Raw genomic sequence first — 14,419 nt, forward strand, 5'->3', positions numbered from 1 at the left:
CAGTTGTGCGGGGGCCCCAGCGTCAGCTGTTTTCCTATAGGGCCCGTGCTCTATTGACGCTCGGCGGGGGCTGTGGTCGTGGTGATCCGGGCGGCCAATGCCACCAGCAACAGCACCGGCACCCCCAGGAGCGCCGTGGCGGTAAAGAACGGGGCGTAGCCGTAGGCGTCGACAAAAACACCCGAGTAGCCGGCAATGAACTTCGGCAGCAGCAGCATCAGCGAACTGAACAGGGCGTACTGCGTGGCGGAGTAGCTGATGTTCGTCAGGCTGGAGAGATAGGCGATGAACGCCGCCGAGGCGATGCCGCCAGCCAGGTTGTCGGCGGACACCACCGCAATCAGCGCCGTGAGGTCGTGCCCGCGCGAGGCCAGCCAGGCAAACAGCAGGTTGCTGGCGGCGCTGAGGACCGCGCCCAGCATGAGCACGCGCATCACGCCCAGTCGCATCGACAGCACGCCGCCCACGAAGGCGCCGGCCAGCGTCATCACCACGCCGTAGATCTTGCTGACCGTGGCCACCTCGTCCTTGGTAAAGCCCATGTCCACGTAGAACGGGTTGGCCATGATGCCCATCACCACGTCGCTGATGCGGTAGATGGCAATCAGCGCGAGGATCAGCGCGGCCTGCCACTTGTAGCGGCGGATGAAGTCGGCAAAGGGCTCGACGAGCACGCCCTGCAGCCACTCGGCCGCGTTCCTTGCCTTGGGCAGCACGCGACGCGCCGGCTCGGGTGAGAGCAGCACCGTGAGCACGCCCACCGCCATCGAGGCGGCCATGACCAGGTAGGCGGTTTTCCAGGCTGCGTTCTGGTAGGCCGCAGCGCCCGTGACGCCTGCCACCGGCGCCACCTCCGCCCAGGCCGCGACCCACAGCACGCCGGCGCCGGCCCAGATCATCGCGAGGCGGTAGCCGGTTTGATACGCGGCGGCGAGCGCGGCCTGCTTCCGGGTTTCGGCCGATTCGATGCGGAAGGCGTCGAGCGCGATGTCCTGCGTGGCCGAGCCGAAGGCCACGAGCAGCGCACACCAGATCAGCGGCTGCAGTCCCTGGCGCGGGTCGTTGAGCGCCATGCCCACCAACCCCGCGATCACCAGCCCCTGCGCCAGCAGCAGCCAGCCGCGCCGGCGCCCGAGCAGCGTGGTTAGCGGCGGCAGCGGCAGCCGGTCGACCAGCGGCGCCCAGACCCATTTGAAGCCGTAGGCCAGGCCCACCCAGCTCAGGTAGCCGATGGTGGTGCGGTCGATGCCTGCTTCGCGCAGCCGGAAGCTCAGCGTGCCCAGCACCAGCAGCAGCGGCAGGCCGGCCGAAAAGCCGAGCGCCAGCATGCGCAGGGTGGCAGGCTCGAGATAGACCTTCAGCGCGTCGCGCCAGGGCAGGGAAGAGGCGGTGGGGGTTTCGGCGGGCTGGGCAGACATGAACCCCGGATTGTCCATGAGGGCGCGGCATGCGCCGAGCCGTCTTTTTGTCGGCAATTGTTCCTATGATCCGCGCATGTGCACACGATGCGAGCTCCTTCTTCCTTCTGCGGCTTCTTCGGTCTCCCGTTCCTCGGCGTGGCAGCCGCGGCGGGCCTTCCTGCTTGCCGCGGCTGGCGCGGCACTGACGGGTCCGGCGCTGGCGCAGGTCAACGTGGGCAATGCATCCGTGGCGCGCAACCTGGTGCCGGCCGACCGGATCGAGGCCGCCGGCGTTCAGCAGTACGGGCAATTGCTCGCGCAGGCGCGCGCCAAGGGGGCGCTGGCGGGCGACGGCAACGCCCAGCTGCAAAGGCTGCGCACCATCGCCAACCGCCTGATTCCCTTTGCCACGCCCTGGAACACGCGGGCGCGCGATTGGAAGTGGGAGGTCAACCTCATCGGCAGCAAGCAGATCAATGCCTTCTGCATGCCGGGCGGCAAGATCGCCTTCTTCACCGGCATCCTCGAGCAGCTCAAGCTCAATGACGACGAGGTTGCGATGGTGATGGGCCACGAGATGGCCCATGCGCTGCGCGAGCATGCGCGCGCCCGCATGGCCAAGAGCGCCGGCACCGGCGCCGCGCTCTCCATCGGCGCGCAGCTGCTGGGCCTGGGCCAGATGGGCGACCTGGCAGCCCGCGCCGGCACGCAGTTGATCACCCTCAAATTCAGCCGCAGCGATGAGACCGAGGCCGACCTCGTCGGCCTCGAGCTGGCGGCGCGGGCGGGCTACGACCCGCAGGCATCGGTGTCGCTCTGGAAAAAGATGGCCACTGCCTCGAAGAACCAGGGTGGGCTGAGTTTTCTTTCGACCCACCCGAGCGGGCCGGACCGCATCCAGAAGCTCGAAGCCAACCTGCCGAAGGTGGAAAAGCTCTACCGCGAAGCCAAGCGGAGCTGAGGCGGCGCTTGGGTATTACTCCCTCTCCCTCTCCCTCTCCGGGAGAAGGCGGGGTGAGGGCAGCTGCCCTCATATAAGAGCCGTGCTTCATCGGCGGCACGCAGCCCTCACCCCAACCCTGTCCCAGAGGGAGAGGGGGCAAAACTCCTGAGCGAAATCTGCTGAAGCGCGATCCTCCGATCGCCTTGGCACACTGCTTGCATCTCGACTTGTACACAAGTTTGGATGCTTTGATATGGTGCATGAAGAAAACGGATCGGCCGCCGCGGCGTGGATCGCGCGCTTCCCTCGGCCCGTGCCCGGCGTGGATACGGGAAAAGGCCCGCTCGCCGGCCTGCGCTTCGCCGTCAAGGACAACATCGACGTGGCCGGCGTGCCCACCACGGCCGCCTGTCCATCGTTCGATCGCCGGCCCACCGAGCACTCGGCCGTGGTGCAGAAGCTGCTCGATGCCGGTGCATCGCTGCTCGGCAAGACCAACCTCGATCAGTTCGCCTGCGGCCTGAACGGCACGCGCTCTCCGTATGGCGAGGTGCCCAACGCCTTCGACCCGCGCTATGTCTCGGGCGGCTCCAGCTCGGGCTCGGCCTATGTGGTGGCCGCGGGTGAGGTTGATTTCGCGCTCGGCACCGACACGGCCGGTTCGGGCCGCGTGCCCGCCGGGCTCAACAACATCGTCGGCATCAAGCCTTCGCGCGGCTTGCTGAGTGCGTTCGGCGTGGTGCCTGCTGCGCAGAGCGCGGACTGCGTGTCGATCTTCGCGCGCACGGTCGGCCTGGCTGTCGACGTGCTTCTTGCGGCCGCGGGTCCGGACGCGCGCGATCCTTATTCGCGCGAACTTGCCTTGCGCAGCGACCCCTTTACACCGGCATTTCGCTTCGGCGTGCCCGATACGCTGAGCTTCTTCGGCGACACCGAAGCCGAAGCAGCCTTCCGCGACGCACAGGCGCGGCTCGTCGCGCTCGGCGGCACGCCGATGACGATTCCCTTCGCGCCGCTGGCCGAGGCCGCCGCGCTGCTCTATGAGAGCGCACTGGTGGCCGAGCGCTATGCCGCGGTGCGCGGGTTTTTTGATGCGCACGGCTCCCAGGTCATCGAACCGGTGCGCGGCATTCTCGAGAGCGGACGCGGCTACAGCGCCGCCGATGTGTTCGAGGCGCAGACAAGACTGCGCGCGCTCGCGCAACAGGTCGAGCCGATGTGGCGCGGCATCGACGTGCTGCTGGTGCCAACGGCGCCCACGCACTACACGCGCGACCAGATGCGCGCCGATCCGGTCGTGCTCAACCGCAACCTCGGCGCGTACACCAACTTCGTCAACCTGCTGGACTACGCCGCCATTTCGGTGCCGAGTTCGCTGCGCGCCGACGGCCTGCCGTTCGGCATCACGCTGATCGCGCCGTGCGGCAGCGACCTTGCGCTGGCCGATCTGGGCCAGCGCTATCACCACGCCACTGGGCTGCCGCAAGGCGCCACCGGCTTACCGCTGCCAGAGCCGCGCGCCATTCTGGGCCTGGGCGTCTCGCAAGTGCAGACGATGCCCATCGCTGTCGTCGGCGCACACCTTTCGGGCATGCCGCTCAATAGCCAGCTCACCGAGCGCGGCGCCACGCTGCTGCGTGCCACGACCACCGCGCCCCGCTACCGGCTGCATGCATTGCCCGGCACCGTGCCGCCCAAGCCGGGCCTGCAGCGCAGCGCAGGCGGCGGTACCGCCATCGCGCTCGAGGTGTGGTCGGTTCCGGTTGCGCAGGTCGGCAGCTTCCTGGCGCTGATTCCGCCTCCACTGGGGCTCGGCAGCGTGGAGCTTGCCGACGGCAGCTGGGTGCACGGCTTCATCTGCGAAGGCCATGCGCTGGCCGACGCCGAAGACGTGAGCCACCACGGCGGCTGGCGTGCCTACATCGCGAGCCGCACCGTTCCTTCCCAAGCCATTTCAACCTGATCGATCGAGGAGTCTTCATGAGCATCCCTGAAAAATCGCCCGCCGCCGCGTCGCGCCGCCAGCTGTTGCAAGCCGGCGCAGCGGGCTTGGCCGTGCTGGCCGCACCGGCCATCGTGCGAGCGCAAGCCGCACCGAAGATCCGAATCGGCTTCTGGCCCGTGGCCGCCGGCCTCCCCTTCTTTGCCGCGGTGGACCGCGGTTACTTCAAGGAAGCCGGCCTCGACGTGGAGCCGCTCAAGTTCGCCGGCGCGCAGCAGGTCATGGAAGGCATGCTGGCGGGCCGCTGCGACGGCAGCTCCAACGGCACCGGCTCTGCCAACCTCGCCATCGGCGAGATTGCGCAGCCGGGCCTCTTCAAGATCTTCTGCACCAACCCGAGCAACGCCAAGTTCGTGCTCGACGAGTTCATCGTCGCCAAGGACAGCCCGATCAAGACCATGGCCGAGCTGGCCGGCAAGAAGATCGCGTCCGGCCCCGGCATCCAGAACGTGACGTTGTGCAAGACCATGCTCGAACGCGCCGGCGCCAAAGGGGCCACGGTGAGCGAGCTGCCCATCGGCCAGCACGTGGCCGCGCTCGTCGCGGGCCAGGTCGACGCCTGCTACACGCTGGAGCCCACCGGCACTGTGGGCCGCATGAACGGCACCACGCGCGTCATCGAAGCCGGCGTGGTCGCCAGGTATATCCTGGGCGATCCCATGGCGCCCTGGCACGGCGGCGCGGCCAGTCTCACGAGCGAGTTCATCAAGAAGAACCCGGAAGTCGCCAAGAAGTACATCGCCGCCTATGCGCGCGGCGTGGAGCTGGTGCGCACCAAGCCCGACGACGCCCGCCAGCACATGAAGGGCTACACCGCCATCGAGGGCAAGCTCACGGCCGAAGTACCTCTCGCCTCTTACATGCTCTACAACGAGTTCAAGCCCAGCGACGTGGCCTACTTCCAGAAGTTCTACGACCTGTTCACCGAGAAAGGCATCTTCGAGAAGAAGGTGCTGGTGGACGGCCTGCTCTACAAGGCATGACCATGGCGGACGCAAGCACGACCACGGCCGCGCCGTGGACGCCGCCGGCCGCCGGAGCCCCGGCAGCGGCTTTGCCCAAGCCCCCGCTGCGCGACCGGCTGCTGCCCTTCATCGGACCCGTGGTGCTGTTCATCGTGTGGGACCTGGCGGTGCGGCTCGGCTTCATCAAGCCGATCCTGCTGCCCACGCCCGCCGACACCGTTGCGGCGCTGATCACGGGGCTTGCGGGTGGGCCGCTGCTCACCGACTTTGCGATGACCGTGTGGCGCACGCTGCAGGCCTTTCTGATTGCGGCGGTGGTCGGCGTGCCGCTGGGCGTGCTGCTCGGCAGCAATGAGAAGGCCTACCGCAGCGTCGAATTCCTGATCGACTTCTTCCGCTCCACGCCTTCGTCCGCGCTCATTCCGCTGTTCCTCCTGATCTTCGGCGTGTCCGACGTCAACAAGGTGGCCATTGCGGCTTTCGGTGCGCTGCTGATCGTGGTGTTCAACAGCGCCTATGGCGTCATCAATGCGCGCAAGCAGCGCGTGATGGCGGCGCGTGTCATGGGTGCCTCGCGCTGGCAGATCTTCAAGGACGTGCTGGTGTGGGAAAGCCTGCAGCCCAGCTTCGTGGGCCTGCGCTCGGCGGTGTCGATGGCCTTGGTGATCGTCATCGTGGCCGAGATGTTCATCGGCTCCGACACCGGCCTTGGCCACCGCATCATCGATGCGCAGCAGGTGCTCAACGTGAAGAGCATGTATGCGGCCATTCTTGCCGCCGGTGCGCTGGGCTATGCGCTCAACATTCTCTTTCTTGTGGCCGAGCGCCGCATCGTGCACTGGAGCGGCCGATGAAAGCCACGCAAGACATCGTCGTGAACGGCCCGGTGTATGCCGACGTGCCCAAGCCCGTCTTCAAGCCCGGCCCCGCCGGCACGCACATCACCATCCGCGGCCTGACCAAGTACTTTGCCGGCTGGCCGCTGTACGAGAACTTCGATCTCGACATTCCCAAGCACAAGATCGTCTCGGTGTTCGGCCCCAACGGCTGCGGCAAGTCCACGCTCATCAACATGATCGCGGGGCTCATTCCCATCGATGCGGGCGAGATCCTGTTCGACGGCAAGCAGCGCAAGGACACCAAGATCGGCTACGTGTTCCAGAACTACCGCGAGGCGATGTTCCCGTGGATGCGCACCATCGACAACATCGCCTACCCGCTGAAGCTCGAAGGGCGCAGCAAGGCCGAGGTCGACCGGCGCATGGAAGAGCTGGTGGCGTCCTTCGACGTCAAGTTCGACCTGAAGCGCTTTCCGTACGAACTCTCGGGCGGCCAGCAGCAGACCGCATCGATCATGCGGGCGCTCGCGCCCAACCCCGAAGTGCTGTTTCTCGACGAGCCGTTTTCCGCGCTCGATTTCGAGATGACGCTCTTCATCCGCGAGAAGCTGCAGGAAGTGTTCATGCAGACCGGCACCACCATGCTGCTGGTGTCGCACGACCTCGAAGAGGCCGTGTACCTGGCCGACGAGGTGTTGCTTCTGACCAAGCGGCCCACCAGGGTGGCCGAGATCCTGCGCTACGGCGATGCCCGGCCGCGCACGGTCGAGACGCTGAGCACCGAGAGCTTTGTCGCAATGAAGAAGCTCAGCCTCGACATCTTTCAACGCGAGGTGCGCAGATGACCCTGGAAATCAACATCCCCGAAGTGCTTGCCGAAGTGACCGCGGTGTTCGCGCGCTACGAAGAAGCACTGGTCACCAACCGGCGCGATGTGCTCGACGAGCTGTTCTGGAACAGCCCGCACACGCTGCGCTACGGCTACGCCGAGAACCACTACGGCCATGCGGCGATCAGCGCCTTTCGTGCGTCGCTGCCGGTGCAGAGCCCGCCGCGCGAGTTGCTGCGCACCGTCATCACCACCTACGGCCGCGACTTCGCGACCGCCAATACCGAGTTCTGCCGCGAAGGCGGCCGCCAGACGGGCCGCCAGAGCCAGACCTGGCTGCGCACCGCCGATGGCTGGCGCGTGGCCGCCGCGCACGTGAGCCTGATCGACTGAACAGGCAGGCACATTTTTTGCACCCCACCTTGTATCCAAGACCGGAGAACCCCATGACCAGCCCCATCAATCGCCGCGAGTCCCTCAAATCCCTGGCCGCGCTCGGCGCTGCCGGTTCCCTTGGAGGCTGGAGCGCCCTTGCCGGCGCACAGGCCAAGCCGCTGACCGTCGGCGTGATCTACGTCGGCGCGCGCGACGACTATGGCTACAACCAGGCGCACGCCATGGCGGCGGCCGAGGTCAAGAAGCTGCCCGGCGTGAAGGTGGTCGAAGAAGAGAACGTGTCCGAGACCGCCGCCGTGCAGAAGACGATGGCCGGCATGATCTCGCAGGACGGCGCCAAGCTGCTGTTTCCCACGTCGTTCGGCTACTTCGATCCGCACATCCTTGCCGTGGCGCCCAAGAACCCCGATGTGCGCTTCTCGCACTGCGGCGGCCTCTGGACCGAGGGCAAGCACCCGAAGAACGTCGGCAGTTTCTTCGGCTACATCGACGAGTGCCAGTTCCTGAACGGCGTGATCGCGGCGCACATGACCAAGAGCAACAAGATCGCCTTCGTTGCCGCCAAGCCCATTCCGCAAGTGCTGCGCAACATCAACGCCTTTACGCTCGGCGCGCGCTCAGTCAAGCCGAACATCACCTGCAGCGTGATCTTCACCGGCGACTGGTCGATGGCCGTGAAGGAAGCCGAGGCCACCAACAGCCTGGCCGACCAGGGCTGCGACGCGTTCACCATGCACGTCGACGGCCCCAAGGTGGTGGTGGAGACGGCGGCCAAGCGCGGCAAGATGGTTTGCGGCTACCACGCGAGCCAGGCCAAGCTGGCACCCAATGCGTATCTCACCGGTGCCGAGTGGAACTGGCTCACGGCCTACAAGGCGGCCATCGAGGCCGCTCAAGCCGGCAAGCCGCACCCCAACTTCCTGCGCGGAGGCCTGAAGGAAGGCTACGTGAAGATGTCCGCCTACGGCCCCATGGTGCCCGACGCCGCAAAGAAGCAGGCCGACGACATCAAGGCCAGGATGATCGCGGGCACCTTCGACATCTTCAAGGACGGCATCAAGGACAACAAGGGCGCCGTCGTGGTGCCGGCCGGCAAGGTGCTGAAGCAGACCGACCTGGAGCTGGAAAAGATGAACTACCTGGTCGAAGGCGTGATCGGCTCGGCCTGATCCGGGTTCATCATCACCATGCGCCACGCGCTCAAGGAATTTGCCCTGCCGGTGTTCGCCATTGCGGCAGCGCTGCTGCTCTTCGGTGTGCTGGTGGCCTTTGCCGGCGTCGATCCGGTGGAGGTCTGGGCAACGCTGTTCAAGGGTGCGTTCGGCGACTGGTTTTCTTGGCAGAACACGTTGCAGCGCGCTGCGCCGCTGATGCTCACCGCGCTGTGCGTGGCGCTGCCGGCGCGGGCGGGGCTCATCGTCATCGGCGGAGAGGGGGCGCTGGTGCTGGGCGGCCTGGCCTCTGCGGCGCTCGCGCACGCGGTGCCCTTGCCTCATAACTTCGTGGGCACCGCGGCGGTGTGCGCTGCGGGCGCTCTTGCCGGGGCGCTGTGGATCGCGCTTGCGGGCTGGCTGCGCCAGTACCGCGGCATCAACGAAACCATCAGCAGCCTGCTGCTGGCCTACATTGCCATCGGCATCTTCAAGCACCTTGTCGAGGGGCCGCTGCGCGACCCGGCCAGCCTCAACAAGCCATCGACCCATGCGCTGAACGAGGGGCTGCTGATCGGCGGCATCGGTGGCTCCGACGTGCACTGGGGCTTCGTCATCGGTGTGCTCGCTTGCCTCGGGCTCGCGTGGTGGCTGCGCGCCACGGCCTCGGGCTTTTCGGTGCGCGTGGTGGGCGGCAATCCGCGCACGGCGCAGCTCGTAGGGCTGCCGGCCACGCGGCTCATCCTCGGTGCCTGCGCACTCGGCGGTGCCTGCGCGGGGCTCGCTGGCGCGGTCGAGGTGGCGGCGGTTCACACCAATGCCAATGCTTCGTTGATTGCGGGCTACGGGTATGCGGGCATCCTGGTGTCGTTCATCGCGCGGCACAACCCCGCGGCCATCGTGCCGGTGGCCATCCTGTTCGGCGGCTTCGGTGCGGCGGGCAGCCTGTTGCAGCGGCGGCTCGGCTTGCCCGATGCATCGGTGCTGGTGCTGCAGGGCATTGCGTTCGTGCTCATTCTTGCGAGCGAGGGCCTGCGCATGATCGACTGGAGCGCGCTGCGCGCACGCATGCTCCGCGCTTCGGGGAGCCCGGCATGACGGTTGACCAGTGGATCGCGCTCGCGGCCGGCATCGTCGGCGGTGCGCTGCGCGTGGGCGCACCGTTTCTCTTCGTGAGCCTGGGTGAATGCCTTACCGAGAAGTCGGGGCGCATCAACCTCGGGCTCGAGGGCGTGCTGGTGCTGTCGGCCATGGCGGCTTTCGGTGGCGCCTATCTCACCGATTCGGCCTGGCTCGGCGTGCTGATCGGCGCTGTGGCGGGCGCGGCGCTCGCGCTGCTGCACGGCGTGTTGTGTTCGCTCGACCGCGTGAACGATGTGGCCACGGGCATCGCGCTGATGCTGCTCGGCACGGGGCTCGCGTTCTACCTGGGCAAGCCACTGATCCAGCCGCAGGCGCCTCAGATTCCCGCCATACCGCTGGGCTTCTGGAGCGACAACACGGTGGTGCGATCGGCGCTGCAGCTCAATGCGCTGGTACCCATCGGCGTGGCGCTCGCAGTGCTGCTGTGGTGGGGCTTTGCGCGCACACGCGCCGGCCTGCTGGTGCGCATGGCCGGCGATTCGGCGCAGGCGACGCGCGCGCTCGGCTACTCGGTCTCGGGCCTGCGCATCGCGGCGACAACGGCCGGCGGCTTCATCGCCGGGCTCGGCGGCGCGTCGCTCACGCTGTTTTATCCGGGCAGCTGGAACGAAGGCATTTCCAGCGGCCAGGGCCTCATTGCGGTGGCGCTCGTGATCTTTGCGCGCTGGAGCCCCCTGCGCTGCGTGGGTGCTGCGTTTCTCTTCGGCGGCGCGGGTGCCATCGGGCCCGCGCTGCAGTCCATCGGCATCGGCTGGGGCTATCACCTGTTCAACACCGTGCCCTACGTGCTCACGCTGGTCATTCTTGTGCTTACCTGCAGGCCCGGCAGCACGGCACTCGGCAGCCCCGGCGAACTTTCATCGACAAGGAACTGAACGCCATGACAACGACAACTGGCCGCCACGTGGATGCCGAACCCTATGCCTGGCCCTACAACGGCGCATTGCGGCCCGACAACACCGCGCTCGTCGTGATCGACATGCAGACCGACTTCTGCGGCAAGGGCGGGTATGTCGACGTGATGGGATACGACCTCTCGCTGGTCCAGGCGCCGATCCAGCCCATTGCGCGCACGCTCGCGGCGATGCGGCCGCTGGGCTTTCACATCATTCATACGCGCGAAGGCCACCGGCCCGACCTGGCGGACCTGCCCGCCAACAAGCGCTGGCGCTCGCGGCAGATTGGCGCCGGCGGCGTGGGCATTGGCGACGACGGGCCGTGCGGACGCATCCTGGTGCGCGGCGAGCCGGGCTGGGAAATCATTCCGGAACTGGCGCCGCTCGCCGGCGAGGTGGTGATCGACAAGCCCGGCAAGGGGTCGTTCTACGCGACGGATCTCGAACTGATCTTGCGCACGCGCGGCATCGAGAACCTGATTCTTGCGGGCATCACCACGGACGTGTGCGTGCACACCACGATGCGCGACGCCAACGACCGCGGCTTCGAATGCCTGCTGCTGTCCGACTGCACGGCTGCCACCGACCACGGCAACCATCTTGCAGCGCTGAAGATGATCACGATGCAGGGCGGCGTGTTCGGTGCGCACGCCGGTTCGCAGCAACTGCTGGCCGCGCTCGGGTGATTCACGCATGAGCGCCGCGCCCCACGCGATTGGTGCCCTGCCGGGCGGCAGCGGCGCACTCGCGCTCGACACCTACGAGCTGACCAAGCGCTTCGGCGCCTTCACCGCGATGGACCGCGTGACGATGCGCGTGGAACCCGGCACGGTGCATGCGCTGCTCGGCGAGAACGGCGCGGGCAAGAGCACGCTGGTGAAATGCGTGGCCGGCTTCCAGCGCGCGGAAGAAGGCAGCATCCTGATCGACGGGCGCGAGCAGGACATTGCCAATCCCATCGTGGCGCGTGCGCTGGGCATCGGCATGGTCTACCAGCACTTCACGCTGGCGCCGGGCATGACGGTGGCGGAGAACCTGCTGCTCGCGGGCGGCAAGACGCCCGCGCTGATCGACTGGAAAGCCAAGCGCGCAGAGCTGAAGGAGTTTCTCGCGACCACGCCCTTCAGTCTCGACCTGGACGCGCGGCCTTCGGAGCTTGCCGCGGGCGAAAAACAGAAGCTCGAGCTTCTCAAGCAGCTGTACTTGAAGCCGCGGCTCCTGATCCTCGATGAGCCGACCTCGGTGCTGACGCCGCAGGAGGCGGACGAGGTGCTGGGCCATGTGCGGGAGTTCGCGCGCAGCGGTTTGTGCACCGTGCTCATCATCACGCACAAGTTTCGCGAGGTCATGGCCTATGCGGACGGCGTGACGGTGCTGCGCCGCGGCAAGGCGGTACACCATTGCCGCGTGACGGACACGAGCCCGGCACGGTTGGCAGGGGCCATGATGGGCGGCGAGGATGCTGAGGCTTCTTCCTCCGCACCGGCTGCATTGCCCGCTGCCAGAAAGCCCGTGTCCGCTGCGGCGCCCATTGCATTGAAGGTCGAAGGCCTCCGGGCCCAGGGCGACCGGGGCACCTTGGCGCTGCACGACCTGGCACTTTCGGTGCGCGCGGGCGAAATCCTCGGCGTGGCGGGCGTCTCGGGCAACGGGCAGCGCGAGCTGGTCGAGGCACTGGTCGGGCAGCGTCCGCGGCTTGCCGGGAAGGTGAGCGTCATGGGCCAACCATACAGCGCACGGCGCGGAGAGAACCGAAGCCTCAAGGTGCGCAGCCTGCCCGAGGAGCCGCTGCGCAACGCGTGCGTGGGCGATCTCAGCGTGGCAGAGAACATGGCGCTTCGTGATTTCGACAGGCCGCCTTTGTCGCGAGGCGGGGTGCTGAACTATCCCTTCTGGCGCAACCGGGCGCGCGAGTGGATCGCCGAATACGGCGTGAAGACGCAGGGTGAGGGCGCGCCGATTCGCAGCCTTTCAGGCGGGAACGTGCAGCGCGCCGTACTGGCGCGCGAACTCGCAGGCGACATCAATGTGCTGATTGCGGCCAACCCGGTGTTTGGGCTCGACTTTGCGGCCGTGGCCGAGATTCACGAACGCATCGTGCAGGTACGCGAGAAGGGCGGGGCAGTGCTGCTCATCAGCGAAGACCTCGACGAACTGCTGGAACTGGCCGACCGCATCGTCGTGATGAGCGAAGGGCGCATCGTGTTCGAGACTTCGGCTGAGGGCGCTGAGAGGCACGTGATCGGGGCGCACATGGGTGGCGGGCATCATGAGCCGTTGGAGGCTGTGGCATGAGTGCTCTGCTGTTCATCGGAAGGCCGCACACCGGGCTCAAAGGTGGAGTGTTTGCCCCTGTGCATCCCGCCGATCGCCGCACCCGCGCCCTCTGAACAAGTGAGCAACAACATGCGCATAGAAGAAGCCATTCCCTTCCCCTACGAGTTCGAGATCAAGAAAGCTGCCCTGGTCCTCATCGACATGCAGCGCGACTTCATCGAACCCGGCGGCTTCGGTGAAACGCTGGGCAACGACGTGTCCCTGCTCGAAGCGATCGTTCCTGCCACAAAAGCGGCGTTGCAGGCCTGGCGGGAAACCGGCGGCCTCGTGGTGCACACGCGGGAGGCGCACAAGCCCGATCTTTCCGATTGCCCGCCCGCCAAGCGCAGCCGCGGCAACCCGGCGTTGCGCATCGGCGACGAAGGCCCGATGGGCCGCATCCTTGTGGCGGGCGAACCGGGCAACCAGATCATCGATGCGCTGGCGCCGGTCGAAGGCGAAATCGTCATCGACAAGCCCGGCAAGGGCGCGTTCTACGCCACCGGCCTGCACGAACTGCTGCAAGCGCGCGGCATTACGCACCTGCTGTTCGGCGGGGTGACCACCGAGGTCTGCGTGCAGACCAGCATGCGCGAAGCCAACGACCGCGGCTACGACTGCCTTCTGCTCGAAGACTGCACCGAGAGCTACTTTCCGGCCTTCAAGGCAGCCACGCTCGACATGGTTCGCGCCCAGGGCGGCATCGTCGGCTGGACCGCGCCAAGCAGGGCGCTGCTGGCTGCGCTTCGCGGTGGGCAATGACAGCGACTAATATTCCCCACGTGCCTACTGTTCGTTCCCGCTCCGCCTCGCCCGTACCCGCCGTCCCCGCCGCCGGCGAAACCGCTTTTCGCACCCGCGCCGACGAGGTGTACGCGCAGCTCAAGCGCGACGTGGCCGATTTCATTCTTGTGCCGGGCGACCGCTTCACCGAGAACGAGATCAGCGAGCGGCTCGGGGTTTCGCGCACGCCGGTGCGGCAGGCGCTTTTCCGCCTTCAGCAAGAGGGCTTTGTCGAGGTGCTGTTCCGCAGCGGCTGGCGCGTGCTGCCGTTCGACTTCGACCAGTTCGAGCAGCTTTACGACCTGCGCATGGTGCTCGAGACCACGGCCGTGCATCGCCTTTGCGAGGCGGATCGCCGCGTCGACCGCAGCCTGCTCGAGGCACTGGCCGACATCTGGCTCGTGCCCGCGGCCCAGCGCAGCAGCGACACCGCCCAGGTGGCGCAATGGGACGAGGCTTTTCACTGCTCGCTGGTGGCCGCCGCAGGCAACGCCGAGATGGCGCGCGTGCACGGCGACGTGACCGAACGCATCCGCATCATCCGCCGCCTCGACTTCACGCAGCAGCCGCGCATCGATGCCACCTACGACGAGCACGCCAAGATCCTGAAGGCCGTTCGCTCCAACCGCGGCGACCAGGCCGCAATGCTGCTGCGCGCGCACATCGAGACCAGCCAGGCCGAGGTGCGCAAGATCACGCTGCACCAGGTGCACCTGGCGCGGCATGCCGGAAAGACGGCGCCGCGCTGAAGCGGGG

14 protein-coding genes are annotated in these 14,419 nt (G+C 67.0%); 13 read left to right on the forward strand and 1 reads right to left on the reverse strand.

The annotated features are described in order from the left end of the window. Window positions 1-50 precede the first annotated feature (50 nt). Window positions 51-1,436 carry an AmpG family muropeptide MFS transporter gene (locus tag GOQ09_RS01340; RefSeq protein ID WP_157611428.1) on the reverse strand — a complete coding sequence of 462 codons (1,386 nt, stop codon included), beginning with the start codon at window positions 1,434-1,436 and terminating at the stop codon, window positions 51-53. A gap of 58 nt (window positions 1,437-1,494) precedes the next feature. Here GOQ09_RS01340 and GOQ09_RS01345 point away from each other — a divergent pair, with 58 nt between their 5' ends. From GOQ09_RS01345 to GOQ09_RS01405, 13 genes are all read left to right on the forward strand, one after another. Continuing rightward, window positions 1,495-2,361, forward strand: a complete 867-nt coding sequence (locus GOQ09_RS01345; RefSeq protein WP_157611430.1) for a M48 family metallopeptidase — start codon at window positions 1,495-1,497, stop codon at window positions 2,359-2,361. A 235-nt stretch (window positions 2,362-2,596) separates the two neighbouring features. Then, on the forward strand, window positions 2,597-4,306 hold the full coding sequence (gene atzF, locus GOQ09_RS01350; RefSeq protein ID WP_157611432.1) for an allophanate hydrolase: 1,710 nt from the start codon (window positions 2,597-2,599) through the stop codon (window positions 4,304-4,306). Window positions 4,307-4,323: 17 nt separating this feature from the next. After that, on the forward strand, window positions 4,324-5,328 hold the full coding sequence (locus GOQ09_RS01355) for an ABC transporter substrate-binding protein (RefSeq protein WP_157611434.1): 1,005 nt from the start codon (window positions 4,324-4,326) through the stop codon (window positions 5,326-5,328). A gap of 2 nt (window positions 5,329-5,330) precedes the next feature. Continuing rightward, complete coding sequence (locus tag GOQ09_RS01360; RefSeq protein WP_157611435.1) at window positions 5,331-6,164, forward strand: ABC transporter permease; 834 nt, start codon at window positions 5,331-5,333, stop codon at window positions 6,162-6,164. Beyond that, window positions 6,161-6,994, forward strand: a complete 834-nt coding sequence (locus GOQ09_RS01365) for an ABC transporter ATP-binding protein (RefSeq protein WP_157611437.1) — start codon at window positions 6,161-6,163, stop codon at window positions 6,992-6,994. Before GOQ09_RS01360 ends, GOQ09_RS01365 begins: the two co-directional genes overlap by 4 nt. After that, window positions 6,991-7,371, forward strand: coding sequence for an oxalurate catabolism protein HpxZ (hpxZ, locus tag GOQ09_RS01370; protein ID WP_157611439.1), 381 nt, complete (start codon window positions 6,991-6,993; stop codon window positions 7,369-7,371). The genes GOQ09_RS01365 and hpxZ overlap by 4 nt, the downstream gene beginning before the upstream one ends. 53 nt (window positions 7,372-7,424) lie before the next feature. Beyond that, window positions 7,425-8,543, forward strand: coding sequence for a BMP family ABC transporter substrate-binding protein (locus GOQ09_RS01375; protein ID WP_157611441.1), 1,119 nt, complete (start codon window positions 7,425-7,427; stop codon window positions 8,541-8,543). A gap of 18 nt (window positions 8,544-8,561) precedes the next feature. After that, on the forward strand, window positions 8,562-9,623 hold the full coding sequence (locus tag GOQ09_RS01380; RefSeq protein ID WP_157611443.1) for an ABC transporter permease: 1,062 nt from the start codon (window positions 8,562-8,564) through the stop codon (window positions 9,621-9,623). Next, window positions 9,620-10,543, forward strand: coding sequence for an ABC transporter permease (locus GOQ09_RS01385; protein ID WP_157611445.1), 924 nt, complete (start codon window positions 9,620-9,622; stop codon window positions 10,541-10,543). Before GOQ09_RS01380 ends, GOQ09_RS01385 begins: the two co-directional genes overlap by 4 nt. Window positions 10,544-10,548: 5 nt before the next feature. Further along, window positions 10,549-11,250 (forward strand): biuret amidohydrolase, encoded by a 702-nt coding sequence (gene biuH / locus GOQ09_RS01390; protein ID WP_157611447.1) that lies wholly within the window; start codon window positions 10,549-10,551, stop codon window positions 11,248-11,250. A 7-nt stretch (window positions 11,251-11,257) separates the two neighbouring features. Beyond that, window positions 11,258-12,859: an ABC transporter ATP-binding protein gene (locus GOQ09_RS01395; protein ID WP_157611450.1), complete on the forward strand. Its 1,602-nt coding sequence runs from the start codon at window positions 11,258-11,260 to the stop codon at window positions 12,857-12,859. Window positions 12,860-12,970: 111 nt separating this feature from the next. Beyond that, the gene (locus tag GOQ09_RS01400; RefSeq protein ID WP_157611452.1) at window positions 12,971-13,642 is read left to right on the forward strand and encodes a cysteine hydrolase family protein; all 672 of its coding nucleotides are present in this window, start codon (window positions 12,971-12,973) and stop codon (window positions 13,640-13,642) included. Next, the gene (locus GOQ09_RS01405) at window positions 13,639-14,412 is read left to right on the forward strand and encodes a GntR family transcriptional regulator (protein WP_157611454.1); all 774 of its coding nucleotides are present in this window, start codon (window positions 13,639-13,641) and stop codon (window positions 14,410-14,412) included. The genes GOQ09_RS01400 and GOQ09_RS01405 overlap by 4 nt, the downstream gene beginning before the upstream one ends. The last annotated feature ends 7 nt before the right edge of the window (window positions 14,413-14,419 follow it).

It is taken from the genome of Variovorax paradoxus (assembly GCF_009755665.1).
Classification (GTDB): domain Bacteria; phylum Pseudomonadota; class Gammaproteobacteria; order Burkholderiales; family Burkholderiaceae_C; genus Variovorax; species Variovorax paradoxus_G.

Bases quoted from the DNA above. Each gene is read 5' to 3' on its own strand.
- GOQ09_RS01345 (WP_157611430.1), top strand. From the start codon at position 1,495: ATGTGCACACGATGCGAGCTCCTTCTTCCTTCTGCGGCTTCTTCGGTC.
- GOQ09_RS01405 (WP_157611454.1), top strand. From the start codon at position 13,639: ATGACAGCGACTAATATTCCCCACGTGCCTACTGTTCGTTCCCGCTCC.
- GOQ09_RS01375 (WP_157611441.1), top strand. From the start codon at position 7,425: ATGACCAGCCCCATCAATCGCCGCGAGTCCCTCAAATCCCTGGCCGCG.
- biuH (WP_157611447.1), top strand. From the start codon at position 10,549: ATGACAACGACAACTGGCCGCCACGTGGATGCCGAACCCTATGCCTGG.
- GOQ09_RS01380 (WP_157611443.1), top strand. From the start codon at position 8,562: ATGCGCCACGCGCTCAAGGAATTTGCCCTGCCGGTGTTCGCCATTGCG.
- GOQ09_RS01385 (WP_157611445.1), top strand. From the start codon at position 9,620: ATGACGGTTGACCAGTGGATCGCGCTCGCGGCCGGCATCGTCGGCGGT.
- GOQ09_RS01360 (WP_157611435.1), top strand. From the start codon at position 5,331: ATGGCGGACGCAAGCACGACCACGGCCGCGCCGTGGACGCCGCCGGCC.
- GOQ09_RS01400 (WP_157611452.1), top strand. From the start codon at position 12,971: ATGCGCATAGAAGAAGCCATTCCCTTCCCCTACGAGTTCGAGATCAAG.
- GOQ09_RS01355 (WP_157611434.1), top strand. From the start codon at position 4,324: ATGAGCATCCCTGAAAAATCGCCCGCCGCCGCGTCGCGCCGCCAGCTG.
- GOQ09_RS01395 (WP_157611450.1), top strand. From the start codon at position 11,258: ATGAGCGCCGCGCCCCACGCGATTGGTGCCCTGCCGGGCGGCAGCGGC.
- GOQ09_RS01340 (WP_157611428.1), bottom strand. From the start codon at position 1,436: ATGGACAATCCGGGGTTCATGTCTGCCCAGCCCGCCGAAACCCCCACC.
- hpxZ (WP_157611439.1), top strand. From the start codon at position 6,991: ATGACCCTGGAAATCAACATCCCCGAAGTGCTTGCCGAAGTGACCGCG.
- GOQ09_RS01365 (WP_157611437.1), top strand. From the start codon at position 6,161: ATGAAAGCCACGCAAGACATCGTCGTGAACGGCCCGGTGTATGCCGAC.
- atzF (WP_157611432.1), top strand. From the start codon at position 2,597: ATGGTGCATGAAGAAAACGGATCGGCCGCCGCGGCGTGGATCGCGCGC.